This window comes from Oceanicaulis sp. UBA2681, assembly GCF_002354675.1.
Taxonomy (GTDB): domain Bacteria; phylum Pseudomonadota; class Alphaproteobacteria; order Caulobacterales; family Maricaulaceae; genus Oceanicaulis; species Oceanicaulis alexandrii.
Genome location: NZ_DEMB01000016.1, coordinates 673,460 through 688,347, shown reverse-complemented (window position 1 = coordinate 688,347; position 14,888 = coordinate 673,460). Strand labels below are relative to the sequence as shown.

The 14,888-nt window shown below is 63.6% G+C and carries 17 protein-coding genes; 12 read left to right on the top strand and 5 right to left on the bottom strand.

Annotation, left to right across the window (positions count from 1 at the left end; all coding sequences use genetic code 11):
- The 12 genes from ruvA to ftsH all read left to right on the top strand — a co-directional run.
- A partial coding sequence (gene ruvA / locus B3M53_RS14665) for a Holliday junction branch migration protein RuvA (RefSeq protein ID WP_286800864.1) occupies nt 1-660 on the top strand: 660 nt, incomplete at its 5' end.
- Entirely contained in the window at nt 657-1,694 is a 1,038-nt protein-coding gene (gene ruvB / locus B3M53_RS14660) for a Holliday junction branch migration DNA helicase RuvB (RefSeq protein ID WP_273020075.1), read from the top strand. The genes ruvA and ruvB, both read left to right, overlap by 4 nt.
- Nucleotides 1,694-2,137 (top strand): tol-pal system-associated acyl-CoA thioesterase, encoded by a 444-nt coding sequence (ybgC, locus tag B3M53_RS14655; protein ID WP_273020073.1) that lies wholly within the window; start codon nt 1,694-1,696, stop codon nt 2,135-2,137. The genes ruvB and ybgC overlap by 1 nt, the downstream gene beginning before the upstream one ends.
- Nucleotides 2,138-2,304: 167 nt before the next feature.
- Nucleotides 2,305-2,958, top strand: coding sequence for a MotA/TolQ/ExbB proton channel family protein (locus B3M53_RS14650; protein WP_273020071.1), 654 nt, complete (start codon nt 2,305-2,307; stop codon nt 2,956-2,958).
- Nucleotides 2,959-2,961: 3 nt separating this feature from the next.
- A complete protein-coding gene (locus tag B3M53_RS14645) occupies nt 2,962-3,393 on the top strand; it encodes an ExbD/TolR family protein (RefSeq protein WP_022700401.1) in 432 nt (143 codons plus the stop codon).
- Between the two features lie 12 nt (nt 3,394-3,405).
- On the top strand, nt 3,406-4,221 hold the full coding sequence (locus B3M53_RS14640; protein WP_273020069.1) for a hypothetical protein: 816 nt from the start codon (nt 3,406-3,408) through the stop codon (nt 4,219-4,221).
- 29 nt (nt 4,222-4,250) lie between these two features.
- Entirely contained in the window at nt 4,251-5,597 is a 1,347-nt protein-coding gene (gene tolB, locus B3M53_RS14635; protein WP_273020067.1) for a Tol-Pal system beta propeller repeat protein TolB, read from the top strand.
- Between the two features lie 135 nt (nt 5,598-5,732).
- Entirely contained in the window at nt 5,733-6,248 is a 516-nt protein-coding gene (pal, locus tag B3M53_RS14630; RefSeq protein WP_022700398.1) for a peptidoglycan-associated lipoprotein Pal, read from the top strand.
- Nucleotides 6,249-6,326: 78 nt separating this feature from the next.
- Nucleotides 6,327-6,803 carry a hypothetical protein gene (locus B3M53_RS14625; RefSeq protein WP_273020064.1) on the top strand — a complete coding sequence of 159 codons (477 nt, stop codon included), beginning with the start codon at nt 6,327-6,329 and terminating at the stop codon, nt 6,801-6,803.
- Between the two features lie 76 nt (nt 6,804-6,879).
- Nucleotides 6,880-7,854 carry a tol-pal system protein YbgF gene (ybgF, locus tag B3M53_RS14620; RefSeq protein WP_273020062.1) on the top strand — a complete coding sequence of 325 codons (975 nt, stop codon included), beginning with the start codon at nt 6,880-6,882 and terminating at the stop codon, nt 7,852-7,854.
- A gap of 8 nt (nt 7,855-7,862) precedes the next feature.
- Nucleotides 7,863-9,146 carry a tRNA lysidine(34) synthetase TilS gene (gene tilS, locus B3M53_RS14615; protein WP_273020060.1) on the top strand — a complete coding sequence of 428 codons (1,284 nt, stop codon included), beginning with the start codon at nt 7,863-7,865 and terminating at the stop codon, nt 9,144-9,146.
- 77 nt (nt 9,147-9,223) lie between these two features.
- Nucleotides 9,224-11,161: an ATP-dependent zinc metalloprotease FtsH gene (ftsH, locus tag B3M53_RS14610; protein WP_349678857.1), complete on the top strand. Its 1,938-nt coding sequence runs from the start codon at nt 9,224-9,226 to the stop codon at nt 11,159-11,161.
- A gap of 58 nt (nt 11,162-11,219) precedes the next feature.
- Here ftsH and B3M53_RS14605 read toward each other — a convergent pair whose 3' ends face one another.
- From B3M53_RS14605 to B3M53_RS14585, 5 genes are all read right to left on the bottom strand, one after another.
- Complete coding sequence (locus B3M53_RS14605; protein WP_273020056.1) at nt 11,220-11,570, bottom strand: hypothetical protein; 351 nt, start codon at nt 11,568-11,570, stop codon at nt 11,220-11,222.
- Between the two features lie 9 nt (nt 11,571-11,579).
- Complete coding sequence (locus B3M53_RS14600; protein ID WP_273020054.1) at nt 11,580-12,407, bottom strand: hypothetical protein; 828 nt, start codon at nt 12,405-12,407, stop codon at nt 11,580-11,582.
- 141 nt (nt 12,408-12,548) lie between these two features.
- Nucleotides 12,549-13,655 carry a hypothetical protein gene (locus B3M53_RS14595; protein ID WP_273020052.1) on the bottom strand — a complete coding sequence of 369 codons (1,107 nt, stop codon included), beginning with the start codon at nt 13,653-13,655 and terminating at the stop codon, nt 12,549-12,551.
- A 42-nt stretch (nt 13,656-13,697) separates the two neighbouring features.
- Nucleotides 13,698-14,444 carry an AraC family transcriptional regulator gene (locus B3M53_RS14590; protein WP_286800862.1) on the bottom strand — a complete coding sequence of 249 codons (747 nt, stop codon included), beginning with the start codon at nt 14,442-14,444 and terminating at the stop codon, nt 13,698-13,700.
- A gap of 59 nt (nt 14,445-14,503) precedes the next feature.
- Entirely contained in the window at nt 14,504-14,869 is a 366-nt protein-coding gene (locus B3M53_RS14585) for a tetratricopeptide repeat protein (protein WP_273020048.1), read from the bottom strand.
- Between the last annotated feature and the right edge of the window lie 19 nt (nt 14,870-14,888).

The following is a 14,888-nucleotide window of genomic DNA, read 5'->3' as shown; positions in this document are numbered from 1 at the left end:
ACTGGCGTCATGATTGGCAAGCTCAAGGGCGTCGTGGACAGTGTCGGCGAGGAAGAAGCCGTCATTGACGTCAATGGCGTCGGATATCTGGTCAGCGCTGGATCGCGCACTCTCGCCCGGCTTGAGCCGGGTAAACCCGTCGCTCTGCACATCGAGACCCATGTGCGTGAGGATCAGTTCAAGCTCTTCGGTTTCTTGAGCGATTCAGAGCGCGCCTGGTTCGTCCGTCTGCAATCGGTGCAGGGGGTCGGCGCGAAACACGCCCTCGCCATGCTCGATGCGATTGATGTGGGCGAGATCGAAAGCTCGGCGATCCTGGGCGATCCCATGCCGTTTGAACGCGCCAAGGGCGTCGGCAAAAAGCTCGCCCAACGCATCGCCACGGAACTGAAAGACAAGGCGCCGCCGCTCGGCCGGTCCCTGGGCGCCGGCGCAGCCGGGCTCGCCGCCGCTCTGGCGCCTGCAGGCGCCGATACGCCAGCCGCCACGTCGTCTCGCACGGACAATGTCATGCGTGAAAGCGCCGTCTCCGCGCTGGTCAATCTGGGCTATGCGGAAAGTGATGCGCGCAAGGCCGCTGCGGAAGCCTTGCGTCAGCTCGGCGATGATGCGACCGAAGGGCTGGTGATCAAATCGGCCCTGAAGGAGCTGGCGCGTTGAGCGAGCCGGACGAGCGCATCATCTCTGCAGACGCCAACCCCGGCGATGGACGGGACAAGGCGTTGCGCCCGCTCTCGTTTGACGAGTTCGTGGGCCAGCCTGCGGCCATCGCAAACCTGAAAGTCTTCACCCAGGCGGCCGGGCGGCGCGGCGAAGCGCTGGACCATGTCCTGTTGTCCGGCCCGCCGGGCCTGGGCAAAACCACTTTGGCGCAGATCGTGGCGAAAGAGCTGGGCGTGAACTTTCGCGCCACCTCAGGCCCGGTCATCGCCAAGGCGGGCGATCTGGCGGCGATCCTGACCAATCTTGAAGAACGCGACGTGCTGTTCATCGACGAGATCCACCGGCTTTTGCCCGCGGTCGAGGAGATCCTCTATCCGGCGATGGAGGATTTCTGCCTCGATCTGGTGATCGGGGAGGGGCCGAGCGCGCGCACTGTGCGCATCGATCTGCCGCCCTTCACCCTGGTGGGCGCCACCACGCGCGCCGGCCTTCTGGCAACGCCCTTGCGCGACCGCTTCGGCGTGCCGGTGCGGCTTGAGTTTTATTCGGTTGATGAGTTGTCGGGCATCGTCGCCCGCGCCGCCCGCAAGCTGGGCGCGCCGATGAGCGAGGATGGTGCCATCGAGATCGCCAAGCGCGCCCGCGGCACGCCGCGCGTCGCCGGGCGTCTCTTGCGCCGGGTGCGCGATTTCGCCGAGGAAGACGGCGTGCCGGAGATTGACGCCAGGGTGGCCGACGGCGCCTTGCGGCGGCTGGAAGTGGACGCGGTCGGGCTCGACAGTCTTGACCGACGCTATCTGCGGGTTCTGATCGAAGGCTTTGGCGGCGGCCCTGCGGGTGTTGAAACGCTGGCGGCGGCCTGCGCGGAAGCCCGCGATGCGCTCGAAGACGTGGTCGAACCCTTCTTGATCCAGCAGGGCTTCATCATGCGCACCCCGCGCGGCCGGGTCGCGGCCAAGCGCGCCTATGAGCATCTGGGCTTCACCATGCCGCGGCATTTGTCTGACGATCTGTTCGGAGATAGCGCGTAATGGCCGAACCCCATGCCGGCGTCTGGCTGGACGACAAGACGCATCAGCTCTCGGTGCGGGTCTATTACGAGGACACCGATTTCACGGGCGTCGTCTATTACGCCAATTATCTCAAATTCCTGGAGCGAGGACGGACCGACGCGCTGCGCTGCGCCGGCGTCTCTCATGCTGAAATCCTGAAACTCGATCCGCCGCTCGGCTTTGCGGTGCGCAAGATTCAGGTGGAGTATCTCAAGCCCGCCCGCATTGATAACGCCTTGACCATCGAGACACGGTTCAAGACCGTCAAAGGCGCGCGTCTGGTGATCAGCCAGCGTGTCGTGTGCGCGGCCGAGGTGCTGGTCACCGCAGAGGTGGAAGCCGCCTGTATTGACCTGGAGGGGCGCCCAAGGCGTTTGCCCAAGACCATGCTCGATCAGCTGCAACGCTATGTAACGGGCTAAAAACCTCCCTTAAAACGCCGCATTCTGTGTCTTTTCTCAGCCTGTCACACTGGCGAGGCCGAGTTCGGCTTGGCGTGGCGCGTGCGTGCGGTTACACCTGCAGCCCGAGGGCGTTTCATTATGACGCATCCGCACCGCCGGATGCGCGAGGGTCTAGCGGAGTTTCCATGGAAAGCGTTGCAGTTGAGCTGACGGGTCCGGCCACGGAACTGACCATCATGCATCTGTTCATGCGTGCCGACATCGTGGTGAAAGCGGTGATGGCGATCTTGGCGTTCATGTCGATCTGGTCCTGGGCCATCGCCATCGAAAAATGGCTGCAACTCAACAACGCCCATGCCGGCGCCTCGCGTTTTGAAAATGATTTCTGGTCGGGTGGATCGCTGGACGATCTGGTCGCGAAATACGCCAAGCCCGCCAAGGAGCCGTTCGGCCGGGTGCTGGCCGCCTCCATGCGCGACTGGGATGGTTATGCAGTCGCCAAAAGCGGCGGCGCGGAAGCCAATCGCGAACTGAGCAAGATGGAGAGCGGGCTGGGCGTTCTGGCCATCATCGGCTCCGCGGCGCCCTTTATCGGCCTGTTCGGCACAGTGTGGGGCATCATGAACGCCTTCCGCTCGATCGCCGCGTCCGAGAACACCTCGCTGGCGGTCGTGGCGCCGGGCATTTCCGAAGCGCTGTTCGCCACCGCCTTGGGACTTCTGGCCGCTATCCCGGCCGTGATCTTCTTTAACGCCCTGTCGTCAAACCTCTCCAAATACGCCTCCCGCCTTGAAGGTCTCGTGGATGATCTGGCGGCGCTGGCGAGCCGGGGGAGCTGATTGATGGCTGGCGGTCTCGACACCGGCGGCGGCAATGGACGTCGCCGCTTCAAGCCCAACGCCGAAATCAATGTCACGCCCTTTGTGGATGTGATGCTGGTGCTGCTGATCGTGTTCATGATCTCCGCCCCGCTTCTGACCGTGGGGGTCGAGGTGGATCTGCCGGACACCGAAGCGCGCGCCATGACCACGTCGGAAGAGCCCTTGACCCTGACCATCCAGTCGGACGGCACGCTCTATCTGATGGAGACCGAAGTGGCGTTTGACGAGCTGGCGCCGCGCCTTCAGGCGATCACCGGGGCCGGATCTGAAGCGCGCATCTATATCCGCGCCGATGATGGCGCGCCTTATGGCGACGTCATGCGCGTGATGGCCCGGGTGTCAGCCTCTGGCTACACCAATATCGGGCTCGTCACCGAACCGATCCGGGAATAGGGAGGCCGGGCCATGCGTCAGGCCCTGGGGTTCATCCTGTCCCTGTGCGTTCATGCGGGACTGGTCGCGAGCGCGCTGATCGCGTTTCCGCAATCGCGTCGCCTGACCGAAGAGCTGATGGTGGTTCCGGTGGAGCTGGTGACGCTGGCGCAGGAGACGAATGTGCGCGCGGCGCGTCCCGAGCCAGAGCCCGAACCCGAGATCGAGCCGGAAACGCCCGCGCCTCAACCCGCGCCGGAGCCTGAGCCTGTGCAGCCTGAAGCCGAGCCGGAAATCATTCCGCCTGCGCCTCAGGACGAGCCTGAGCCGGAAGCCGAACCAACCCCGCCAGAACCCGAACCTGAGCCGGAGCCGGAACCCGAGCCGACACCGCGACCGCGTGAGCCTGAGCCGCAACAGCCGTCTCTGGATCTGGGCGCATTGTCTCAGCTGGTGGACCGGTCGCGTGAGAACGCTGCGCCGCAAGGTCCCGCAGAAACTGGCGAGACGCGCAATCAGGTGGGGCCGGGCACGGCGATGACCGCCAGCCTGTCGGCGATGGCGGCGTCTCACATGAACCGCTGCATTCGCTCGAACGCAGATGCGCCGGCCAATATGGACCTGCGGATCTCCATGGAGATCCGGCTGGAGCGCAATGGTCGCCTGTCTGTGCCGCCGCGCCTGATCGACGAAGCGCGTATCATGAATTCGCCCAATTCTTTCCTGAGAGTGGCGGGTGAACGGGCCTTGCGCGGCGCGATCGAATGCCAACCCTATCCTCTGCCTCCCGAACACTACGCCCAATGGCGCGTGCTTCGGGTCAATGTCGACACGCAACGCAATCGCTGACCCCAGTCGTTCGAACCCGGGAGCTTCCCATGACCGCCCTGCGCCAATTCTTCGCCTCGATCTTTGCGCTGATCGTGATGGCCGCATCGGCTTTTGGACAAACACCCCTGGTGGTGGATGTGACCGAAGGCACGCTCGACCCGACCCCGATCGCCATTCCTGACTTTCTGGGCGAGGAAACCCGCGAAGCCGAGATTGGCGCCGACATTTCCCGCGTGATCACGAATAACCTGCAGACTTCAGGGCTGTTCGCCCCGGTCGAGCCCGAAGCGTTCATTGAAGACATCACCGACATCAATCTGCGCCCCCGCTTTGGCGACTGGCGGGTGATCAATGCGTCGGCCTTGTTGGTGGGCGAGGTCAGCATTGACGAGAATGACCGCATGCTGGTGGCGTTCCGCCTTTGGGACGCGAACACCGAGCAGCAAATGCAGGGCCTGCAGTTCGTCACGTCGCCGGACAACTGGCGCCGGATCGCGCACAAGGTGTCTGACGCCGTCTATCAGCGCATGACCGGCGAAAGCGGTTATTTCGACACCCGCATCGTTTATGTGTCTGAAGGTTATGGCCCCAATGACGAGCCGATCCGCCGCCTGGCGGTGATGGACCAGGACGGCGCGAACCCGTCCTTCCTGACCGACCGGTCCTATATGGCGCTTTTGCCGAACTATTCGCCGAGCGCCCAGCAGATCACCTATGTGTCTTTCCGCGACGGTCGGGCGACCAGCTATCTCTATGATCTTGAGACCGGACGTCAGGAAGCGCTGTTTGATTCAGGTCCCTCGCTCGCCAGCGAAGGGCAGTCCCTGTCCGCCCGGTTCCATCCCGAGGGCCGCGCGCTGGTGGTCTCCGCCGAGCGCCATAGCGGGCATGACCTGTTCCGTTTTGATCTGCGCTCGCGCACCTTGCGCCAGCTGACCACGCACCCGGCTGATGACGTGGAGCCGTCCTTTGCGCCGGATGGCGAGCGGATCGTTTTTTCCTCCTCGCGCGGCGGACAGTCTCAACTTTATGTGATGAACGCGGACGGGACCGACCCGCAGCGCATCACGTTTGGCGAAGGTCGCTATACGACTCCGGTCTGGAGCCCGCGCGGCGATCTGATCGCTTTCACCAAACAGCGCAATGGCCAGTTCATGCTGGGCGTTGTGGCTGCGGACGGCTCGGGCGAAGAGCGAATTCTCTATGAAGGCTACTTCGTGGATACGCCCGCTTGGTCGCCCAATGGCCGCGTCCTGTTGTTCACACGGGGCGACAGAACACGCGAGGGAACAACGTACTCGATCTGGAGCACTGACCTTGCGGGCTTCAACTTGCGTCGCCTGCCGACGCAAGGCCAAGCGAGCGACCCGGCCTGGTCGCCCTTGATCGACTGAGCTTTGCTCGGCTAAGGTCTTAACCGAGGTGCGCGTTTTGGGGTTTTTTGGGGTGTGAAGCGCGCCAATTCTGATAGCATCCACACCGATTTGCCTATGCGGATCGTCATAGGCTTGGAGAGGGACGACACCAATATGAAACGCCTGTCAATTCTTGCCGCCCTGGCGCTCAGCGCCACGCTGGCCGCCTGTGCTTCCCAGCCGGAACCGGTGGCTCCGATGCCTGAGCCTGAGCCGCAGCCGGTCTATGAGCCTGCGCCTGAGCCGGCGGGTCCGACCCCGGGTTCGGTTGAAGACTTTGAAGTGAATGCGGGCGACCGCGTTTTCTTCGCGCTGGATCAGAGCACGTTGTCCAGCGAAGCCCGCGCGACCCTGCGCCGTCAGGCCGCCTGGCTGGCGTCCTATCCGGGCGCGCGCATTCTGGTCGCCGGCAATTGCGACGAACGCGGCACCCGTGAGTATAACCTCGCCCTGGGCGCTCGCCGCGCCAATGCGGCCCGCGACTTCCTGGTGAGCCAGGGCGTCGACCCGTCGCGCATCTCCACCGTGTCCTACGGTAAAGAGCGCCCGGTCTGCCGCCAGTCCAATGAAAGCTGCTGGGCGACCAACCGGAACGCCATGACCATGATCCAGTCAGGCGCCGTGTCCTAAGACCGGACCTGAAAAGGATTGATCGAAACGCCCGCAAGGTTCATCCTTGCGGGCGTTTCTGCTTGAGGGGGCAGCCTTATGATTATCAGAGCTTTCGTTGGACTTGTCGTTGCGCCGGTGGCCGCTGTCGCCGCGCTTTATGGTCTCTCCATGGTGATGGAACCGTCACCGGGCGTGTATGGCGCGCCTGAGTCTGAGCCGGTCACGACCGGGGAAGAACGCGTTTCAGAGCCCCATGAAGAACCGATGGGCGAGCCGCCGATCGCTCTGCCCTATGACGAGGGCGGCGCTGCGGCGTTTCTCGCGGATGTCTTTGAAGGGACGGAGGCCTACTGGCTGTGGGGCGTGGACAGTCGCGCCGATCTTGCGAGTTTTTCCGCGCAAGTGGCGCAACCCGGCTCCGGCGGTGACGCGTCCTGCGCGCCCAGCCATGTGATGCTGCATTGCTCGCTGCAGCGAGCGGACGGCTATGGCTATACGTTCGGGCTTCAGCAATCGGCGGATGGCGGCTGGTCCGTGGTGAACGACGAAGTCCGTCTGCTCGACAATTCCTGACTTCGCCTTGATTTCGCCGTTTGGACAACGACACTAGCGCTCATAGCCCTGAGCCGCTTCACAGGACCGCTGCGCCATGATTCGTTCGCTTTTCTCCGCCCTGTCAGCGCTTTTGCTGATGACCGCCCTGATCACCGTGCCAGCCGAGGCGCAATCGCGTCGGGAGCTTGCGGCGCGCCTGGATGCGGTGGAGGCGCGATTGGCGGAGGTCGAGGCGAGGGCGCTGCAAGGCGATCCGGTCGCGGAAACTCTGATGATGCGCGTTGACGATCTGGAGCGTCAGCAGCGGGTTCAGACGGGCGAGATCGAACGCCTGAATTTTGAAAATCGCCGCATGCGTCAGGAACTCGAACAGCTGGGCGTCAATGTGGACCGGCTCTTGTCCGGCGGCGGGGCCTATGGCGCGGCAGGGGGTGAAATGGGCGCCACCGGGGATCCGTTATCGCTCGGCGGCCCGTCAGACCTTCTGACCGCCGACGAAGTTGATTCAAGCGATCCTTACGCTGAAGCGCGCGCGTCTACCGTGCAGCCCTTGCGCGCGCCGACGCCTGGCCAAAACGCGCAAGCGCCGCGCGGGTCGGGGAGTGAAAACCTGTCTCAGAGCGCGGCTTTGCCCCAGTTGAACGCAGATATCAGTGAGCTGGACGCCCCGCCCGAAGCCGTGATGGACGCCGACACCTTGTTCCAGACCGCAAACGCTCGCCTGCTGGATGGTGATTTTGGCGGTGCGCGGGAGTTGTTGCGCGAGTTCACCCAGGCCTATCCTGAAGACGCCAAAGTCGGCCAGGCCTGGTATTGGCTGGGCGAAACCCATTTCATCAATGGTGATTTCCAGGATGCGGCGGACGCCTACATCGCGTCCTTGCAAGCGGATCGCCAGGGCGCTCGCGCGCCGGACGCTCTGGTGCGGTTGGGGGCGTCTCTCGCGGCGTTGGGTGAAACCGGTCGCGCGTGCCAGGTGCTGGCCACCTTCCCGTCCGAATTCCCGCGCGCCGGTGAGGACGCCCGCCGCAAGGCGCAACGTGAAACCGCCCGGATCGGCTGCCGATAGGGGGCGTGGTGTCTGAGGCGCTGGCGCTCGGGTATTCAGGCGGCGGAGATTCCACCGCTCTGCTGCATGCGTTATGCGCCTGTCACCCCGATCAGACCGTGCATGCCTTGATCGTCGACCACCAGCTGCGCCCTGAAAGTGCAGAAGAAGCGGCGGACAATGCCGACTACGCCCGGTCTCTGGGCGCTGAGCCTCATATATTGCGCTGGACGGCGCCCAGAAAAAGCCAGGCCGCCGCGCGTCAGGCGCGACACACGCTGCTGGCGGGCGCGTGTGAGGGGCTTGGCGTCAGTCTGCTGTGTCTGGGGCATACTCTGGATGACCGGGTCGAGACCTTGCGCATGCGGGCCAAGCGTGAGGGGGCGTGGCGCACGCTGACGGGCATGACAGCGCTTGACGCCTCTCCAGTCTGGCCTGAAGGGCGGGGCGTGACAGTGGCGCGCCCCTTTCTGGAGCTGAGACGCGCGCAATTGCGCGACTATCTCAAACGCCTTGACGCGCGCTGGATAGAGGATCCCTCAAACGAGGACGCTCAGTATGAGCGCGTGCAGCTGCGCCAGAAGGCGTACCCGCCCGGCGGCCCGGCCGAACACGGATTGTTGACCCTGTCAGACCAGAGCGTGGACGCGGAGCGCTTGCTGCGCGGCGCCGCCTGGCGCCTGGTCGAACGGGCTGTGAGCTGGACAGCCTGGGGCGGGGCGCGACTGAATGCGGACATGTTCTCGCTGGCGGCCAAGCCCATGGCGCTGCGGGCGATGGAAGCGGTGATGCTGGCGGTGTCCGGTGAGGCGCGGACGCCCGCTCCTGATGGCGTGGCGGCTTGCCTGAAGGCGCTCGAAGCGCAAGAGGCGCATACGCAAGCGGGCGTGTTACTGACCGCAGACGGCGTGATGGGCCGGGACCCCGGTGCGGTGCTGGGCCGGGCGGATGGCGGCGCAGAGCCTGTGATGCTGGAGCTGCAAGCGGGTGAAACCGGCCTGTTTGACGGCCGGTTTGAAGTGCGCGCAGAGGCGGCCTGTCAGGTCGCCGCTCTGGGCGACAGGGCGGCGCCCGAGGGCGTGTCTCTCTCGGATGTGCCGCCAGCGCTTCGCCAATCCTTAACCGTCATCTCATGTTTTTCAGACTCGGAAGTGGTCGAACTGCCGGGCTTGGCCCTATCTGAGACAGACAATTGGTCGCTGCTTTGCATGACACGGTTGCGGCGCTGGCTGCTTCCTTGCGAAGCGCCGACATGGTTTGATGGGGATAAATATGCGTCGCATATCCGCGCCGCACTGGCGAAACCGGTCTGACGCCCCAATATCAGACATAACATTTTGACGACGGCCTCAGATGCGCGCCCGGCTTGATGGCGGCGCGGACAAGGACACTGACGATGAATATGCGCAATATCCTGGTTTGGGCGATCTTGCTGGTGCTGCTTCTGGCGCTGTTCAACATGCTCCAGGGGCCGAGCCAGTCGGCGCCCTCCAACGAGATCAACTATTCCCAGTTCATGAATCAGGTCGAGAGCGGGCAGGTCAGCTCCGTCACCATTCAGGGCGACACGATCACGGGGCAGACCACGGGCGGCGCCACCTTCCGCACCACCATTCCGGCAGACGCCAACGTCACGGCGGCGCTGCGGTCTGCGGATGTGGACATCACCGCCCAGCAGCCCAGTGAAGGCGGCATCAGCCCGCTGGGCATTCTGATCAACTGGTTCCCGATGCTGCTGCTGATCGGCGTGTGGATCTTCTTCATGCGTCAGATGCAGGGCGGCGGTCGCGGCGCCATGGGCTTTGGCAAATCCAAGGCGAAGCTGCTGACCGAGAAGACAGGCCGCGTCACCTTTGACGATGTGGCCGGCATCGATGAAGCCAAGGAAGAGCTTGAGGAGATCGTCGAGTTCCTCAAAGACCCGTCGAAGTTTCAGCGCCTGGGCGGTAAAATTCCCAAGGGCGCCTTGCTGATCGGCCCTCCGGGCACCGGTAAAACGCTCACCGCGCGCGCTGTCGCCGGTGAGGCCGGCGTGCCCTTCTTCACCATTTCGGGTTCTGATTTTGTGGAAATGTTCGTCGGCGTCGGCGCATCTCGTGTGCGCGACATGTTCGAACAGGCCAAGAAAAACGCGCCCTGCATCATCTTCATCGACGAGATCGACGCGGTGGGACGCTCCCGCGGCGCCGGTCTTGGCGGCGGCAATGACGAGCGCGAACAGACCCTCAACCAGCTTCTGGTGGAGATGGATGGCTTTGAAGCCAATGAAGGCATCATCCTGATCGCGGCGACGAACCGTCCGGACGTTCTGGATCCGGCGCTGCTGCGTCCAGGTCGCTTTGACCGTCAGGTCATGGTGCCGAACCCTGACATCACGGGCCGTGAGAAAATCCTCAAAGTGCATATGCGTGATGTGCCGCTGGCTGACGATGTGCAGCCTAAAGTCATCGCGCGCGGCACGCCGGGCTTCTCTGGCGCGGATCTCGCGAACCTTGTGAATGAAGCAGCGCTGCTGGCCGCGCGCCGCAACAAGCGCGTCGTTTCCATGGCGGAATTCGAAGACGCCAAGGACAAGGTGATGATGGGGCCCGAGCGCCGCACCATGGTCATGACCGAGAAAGAGCGCACGCTCACCGCCTATCACGAATCCGGTCACGCCATCGTGGCGCTGAACGTGCCGGCGGCCGATCCCGTCCACAAGGCGACGATCATACCGCGCGGTCGCGCACTGGGCATGGTCATGCAGCTGCCCGAGGGCGACAAGCTGTCGATGACCCATCAGGAGATGACGTCGCGTCTCGCCATCATGATGGGCGGGCGTGTGGCTGAAGAGCTGAAATTCGGCAAGGAGAACGTCACCTCCGGCGCCGCTAGCGACATCAAGCAGGCGACCCGTCTGGCTCGCGCCATGGTCACCCAATGGGGCTTCTCTGAAGAGATCGGCCCGGTGGATTATGGCGAGGACCAGGGCGATGTCTTCCTGGGTCAGCAATTGATGCAGTCGTCCAAGATTTCAGCGGAAACCTCCGCCAAGATCGAACAAGAGGTCAAGGCTCTGGTGGAAGACGGTCTGAAAGAGGCCCGCCGGATCCTGACCGAAAAAGGCGACGATTGGGTGGCTCTGTCCGAAGGGCTTCTTGAATATGAAACCCTGTCCGGTGATGAGATTGTTGAGCTGTTGAAGGGCAACAAACCTCATCGCGACACGGAAGTGCCGCCTAAAGCCGACGGTGGGTCGCCGCCGTCTGGCGCCGTGCCTGTCATTGAAGATGACGAGGATGAAGCGCCGGATGCGGGCGGGCTTGAGCCCAAGCCTGGCGGCGCCTGACAGGCCCCGCAGTTCAGACGATCAAACGGCCGCTCCAGCAGGAGCGGCCGTTTGTCATTCAGTGCGCCTCGGTGAGCATTTTGATCAGATGATCGAGCGTGGTCGGGTCCAGAACCGGTCGTCCGCTCTCCAGCGCCAGCGCTTCGATCGCGCACTCAGGGTCTGTGAACCAGTGTGTTCCTGCGCCATCCTGGCGCAAGATCTGCCCTTTGACGCACAGCCAATGCAGGGCGGGACTATCTTGCTCGATACGGATGCCGCGATAGCCGAGCCGTTTGGGCGGGTCCCATTCCGGCCCGACCACCAGACCCGAAAGCGCGTCACGCAACCGGGTTTCAAGCTCGCCCGTCACAAGCCATTCAGGATCGCGGCGGCCGGAATAGATTTGAAGGATCACACGAAGGGTCATCTCACCGGCCTAGCTGATCACCACGCCGGAATTGGTGATCATGTAACTGCAGAACTGCGTGTAGTGACCGCGGTCACAGGTCGCGGGGTCTGTGATCTGGGCGCCGGCATTGTCAGTGTTGATCACAGGGGTTGAGCCCGGCTTGTGCGACCAGCAGCCGTTCGTGTCCTGACGGTACCAGTGAAAATCAGTGTCCGGCCAGATCACCAGCGCCACGTACCAGCCTGGCGTCTCGTCTGAAAAATTAGCTGAGGCGACGACCCCGTCCGAGACGGCGCTGGGCTGAACCCCGCCGCAGCTCATACCCGTAATGGGCGTTCCCGAGGCGCGACCGGGCTGGGCGAAGGTGTTGGTGGCCTGGTTGTTGGCGTAATTATAGCAATTATTGTTCGCTAACCGCACAGCATTGTTGTTCCACCAATCAGGATCATAGGCGGGCGCGTTCTGGCCCTTGCAGTCGGGACAATCCACTTGCGGCAAGGCGATGAGCAAGGGAGTTTCATGCGCGTTTGCGAGGGCGGATTGCACGGAAGCGCTTAGCTCCAGGCGTTTGAGCGCCAGCGCGATCAGTTCTTGCTCAAGCTCGGGTGCGCCCATGAGGGTCAGGCCGTGCGCGCTCGCGGCGCCCAGAGCGTCCTGGCTCATGGCGTCCATGTCTGATCCAGGCTCGACAGGCAGGAGCGTGAACCCCTGATACCCGAGCCCGCGGCTGGCGTTCGGGCTGGCGGGACCGGCTTCGAGCGCCCGTTTGAACAGGGATATCGCCTCTGTTTCTGACACGGTGAAGCGCGGGTTGGGGCGGCCGGAGAAGATGTTCAATTGCACGGACAGGCTCATGGGATCCTCCCTTGATGAAGAGCGCCACAAGTATGCCTGAGGGAAAAATACAACCTATGAGTTTGTTCGGCGACACTGTCGCTGCGCGCACATCAACCCTGCACGCTTGCGTATGCAGGGCTGATGGCGAAGGAGGGGCGATCAGCGGGCGATGCGGACGCCGTCTGCGTCTTCTAGCGCGGCGGTGACGCCCCAGCCGCCAAACGTTTCTGAAACCGCAAAGGTCAGGGTGTTCTCGCCGTCACGCAGGTTCAGCGGCACGGCCACATGCCGGGTGATGGTGCCCAGATAGCGATAGTCGCGGCTGCGCCAGTTGTTATTGCCGACGAACAGACGCTCGCCATTCAAGAACACCTGCACCCGGTCAGAATAACCAAAGCGGACCAGCGCGGTGCGGGGGCCGTCCGCGACAATCGTGGTCTCAGCAAAGACCGTGTCGCCTTCGGAATGGCGGGCGACGCTCGCCAGATTGGCGATCTCGTTATAGGCCACCTCAAGCGCGGTCCAGCGATTGCGAGACGCGTGCAGGCTTTCAAAGCTCTGCTCGGCCAGTTGGGCTTCGCTGAACGGCGCGGAAACGCGCCAGGTGCGCACGAGGTTCGCCGTAGGCTCCATCATGCTGCGTTCGGAGACGCCAATGATGTCGGGGTTTCTGTGAGGCGTGACCTGGACATTGCGCACATAGCCGGACGCCACGCCATTGGGCGCCAATTGCCAGAAGCCGACCCAGCCCGCGCCGTCTTCGCGCTGCAGGTCGGGAATGTGATGGATCAGCTGGCCGTCCATGAAGATGTCGGCCTGATCCTCGGCGACGACCACGCGCACATCCATCCAGCGGTTCAGGCCATGACTGACCTGGCTGATGGCGTCCGGATCGGAAAAGATCTGCCAGCCTGTCACACCGTCATAGGCGGGGGTGTACTGAACAGAGTCCGGCATGTTGTTGAGATGGTGGCGAAAGTAGAATTTCTCCCAGTCGCCGACGCCCTGACCGCGCCACAGAACGCCGGTATGGCCCGGAGAGCCGCTGATCGCCATCTCGAACGTGATCTCGCCGGTTTCAAACCGGGATCCGTCAATCCAGATCACGCCATCGCGAAAATGCAGGGCGTCACGACCGAGAAACTCCGACCGTTCGGCCAGCTCGGCCTCGATGCGCCAGCTCAGGCCCTCATATTCAAGCGTTTGCTGCGCCAGGGCGGGGGCGCTCATCGCCGCGCACAAGGCGGCGGTCATCAACAGTTTCATCACAGGGCTCCTGCCAGAAAGAACGATGGCTGGAGGCTGGCCCTAAAGTGCCGGTTCGGTCTTGAAGATTTCGGACTCAACAGACCTTTCCGCATGAAGCGCGGTCGGCGTGAGTCCGGTCAGGGATTTGAGTGACCGGCTGAGATGGGCCTGATCGCTATAGCCGCTGGCGATCGCAATGTCGGCCCAGTCCGGACGGTCGGCGCGATCGGCGCGTTCAATGGCCGCCAGGGCGCGGATCTGAGCCGAGAGGGCTTTGGGTCCGACGCCCAGACGTCCGCTCATGCAGCGATGAAGATGGCGTTCGCTCACCCCGGCGCGCTCTGCGAGGACATTGGCGCGGACACGGCCTTTCGTGGCGCGGACCAGCCGGGCCGCCCAGATCGCCAGCCGGTCTTGTTGACGCGGCGGGTGGACAGGCAGGCGCTCCAGACGTGGGAAGTCGCTTTGCGGAAGAATGGCGTCGGTCAGCTCGTCAGGACGCACGCCCAGCTGACAGATTGCATGCTCGGGCAGGATAAACGCGCCTTCCAGCACGGAGCCTGGCGGGGGCGCGTAAAGCCGAGGGGTTTGTATGGGGCCAAAAACCCAGTGCGCCTGGCTCAGCACTTCGCCAGACGGCGCATACAGGCTTTCGGTCACAAGGCTCAGCCGGCTTTCGGGGAGAACCCGGTGGGGCGCTGGCGGCTTCTGAAACCCGGCGTCATACCGCCACATGTTCAGAGTGCGCCCAGCGCGGGATCGCGCTTCGCTATAGGGGCCCAGCTGAGTGATGAATTGCGCCGTCATGGGTCACGGGTTACCGGACAGACCCTGACGGCGCAAATCGCATTCCTGTGATCAGGCGATTAGTTGCCAGCGCCTGCGGACGGCGCGCCCGCCATGCGGGTTTGCACCGCAGACAGGTTAGACGCCAGAACGGTGTTGTTCGGCGCCAGGGCCAAAGCGGTTTCACACGCCTGAGCCGCTTCGGCGGTCTGGCCCAGCTGGTGCAGGGCGATGCAGGCGTTGGCATGGGCGGCGATGAGCACGCTGGTGCGCGACCCGCTGTCCAGCGCGGCGCGGCTGAAGTGCAGCGCGGTGTTCCAGTCGCCCTGATTGAGGGCGCGGACGGAGCCGCGAATATCGGAATCGGCCACACGGACCGGGGTGAAATCCTGGACCGGCGCGCCGGTCAGTTGCAGGGCGAGAATTGCAGTTGCAAACACGGACATATAAGCCTCCATTCAGTGA

Excerpts from the sequence above, each read along its gene's own strand:
- ybgC (WP_273020073.1), top strand. The coding sequence starts at position 1,694 with ATGGCCGAACCCCATGCCGGCGTCTGGCTGGACGACAAGACGCATCAG.
- B3M53_RS14585 (WP_273020048.1), bottom strand. The coding sequence starts at position 14,869 with ATGTCCGTGTTTGCAACTGCAATTCTCGCCCTGCAACTGACCGGCGCG.
- B3M53_RS14605 (WP_273020056.1), bottom strand. The coding sequence starts at position 11,570 with ATGACCCTTCGTGTGATCCTTCAAATCTATTCCGGCCGCCGCGATCCT.
- ybgF (WP_273020062.1), top strand. The coding sequence starts at position 6,880 with ATGATTCGTTCGCTTTTCTCCGCCCTGTCAGCGCTTTTGCTGATGACC.
- B3M53_RS14590 (WP_286800862.1), bottom strand. The coding sequence starts at position 14,444 with ATGACGGCGCAATTCATCACTCAGCTGGGCCCCTATAGCGAAGCGCGA.
- B3M53_RS14645 (WP_022700401.1), top strand. The coding sequence starts at position 2,962 with ATGGCTGGCGGTCTCGACACCGGCGGCGGCAATGGACGTCGCCGCTTC.
- B3M53_RS14640 (WP_273020069.1), top strand. The coding sequence starts at position 3,406 with ATGCGTCAGGCCCTGGGGTTCATCCTGTCCCTGTGCGTTCATGCGGGA.
- B3M53_RS14625 (WP_273020064.1), top strand. The coding sequence starts at position 6,327 with ATGATTATCAGAGCTTTCGTTGGACTTGTCGTTGCGCCGGTGGCCGCT.
- B3M53_RS14600 (WP_273020054.1), bottom strand. The coding sequence starts at position 12,407 with ATGAGCCTGTCCGTGCAATTGAACATCTTCTCCGGCCGCCCCAACCCG.
- pal (WP_022700398.1), top strand. The coding sequence starts at position 5,733 with ATGAAACGCCTGTCAATTCTTGCCGCCCTGGCGCTCAGCGCCACGCTG.
- B3M53_RS14650 (WP_273020071.1), top strand. The coding sequence starts at position 2,305 with ATGGAAAGCGTTGCAGTTGAGCTGACGGGTCCGGCCACGGAACTGACC.
- B3M53_RS14595 (WP_273020052.1), bottom strand. The coding sequence starts at position 13,655 with ATGAAACTGTTGATGACCGCCGCCTTGTGCGCGGCGATGAGCGCCCCC.
- tolB (WP_273020067.1), top strand. The coding sequence starts at position 4,251 with ATGACCGCCCTGCGCCAATTCTTCGCCTCGATCTTTGCGCTGATCGTG.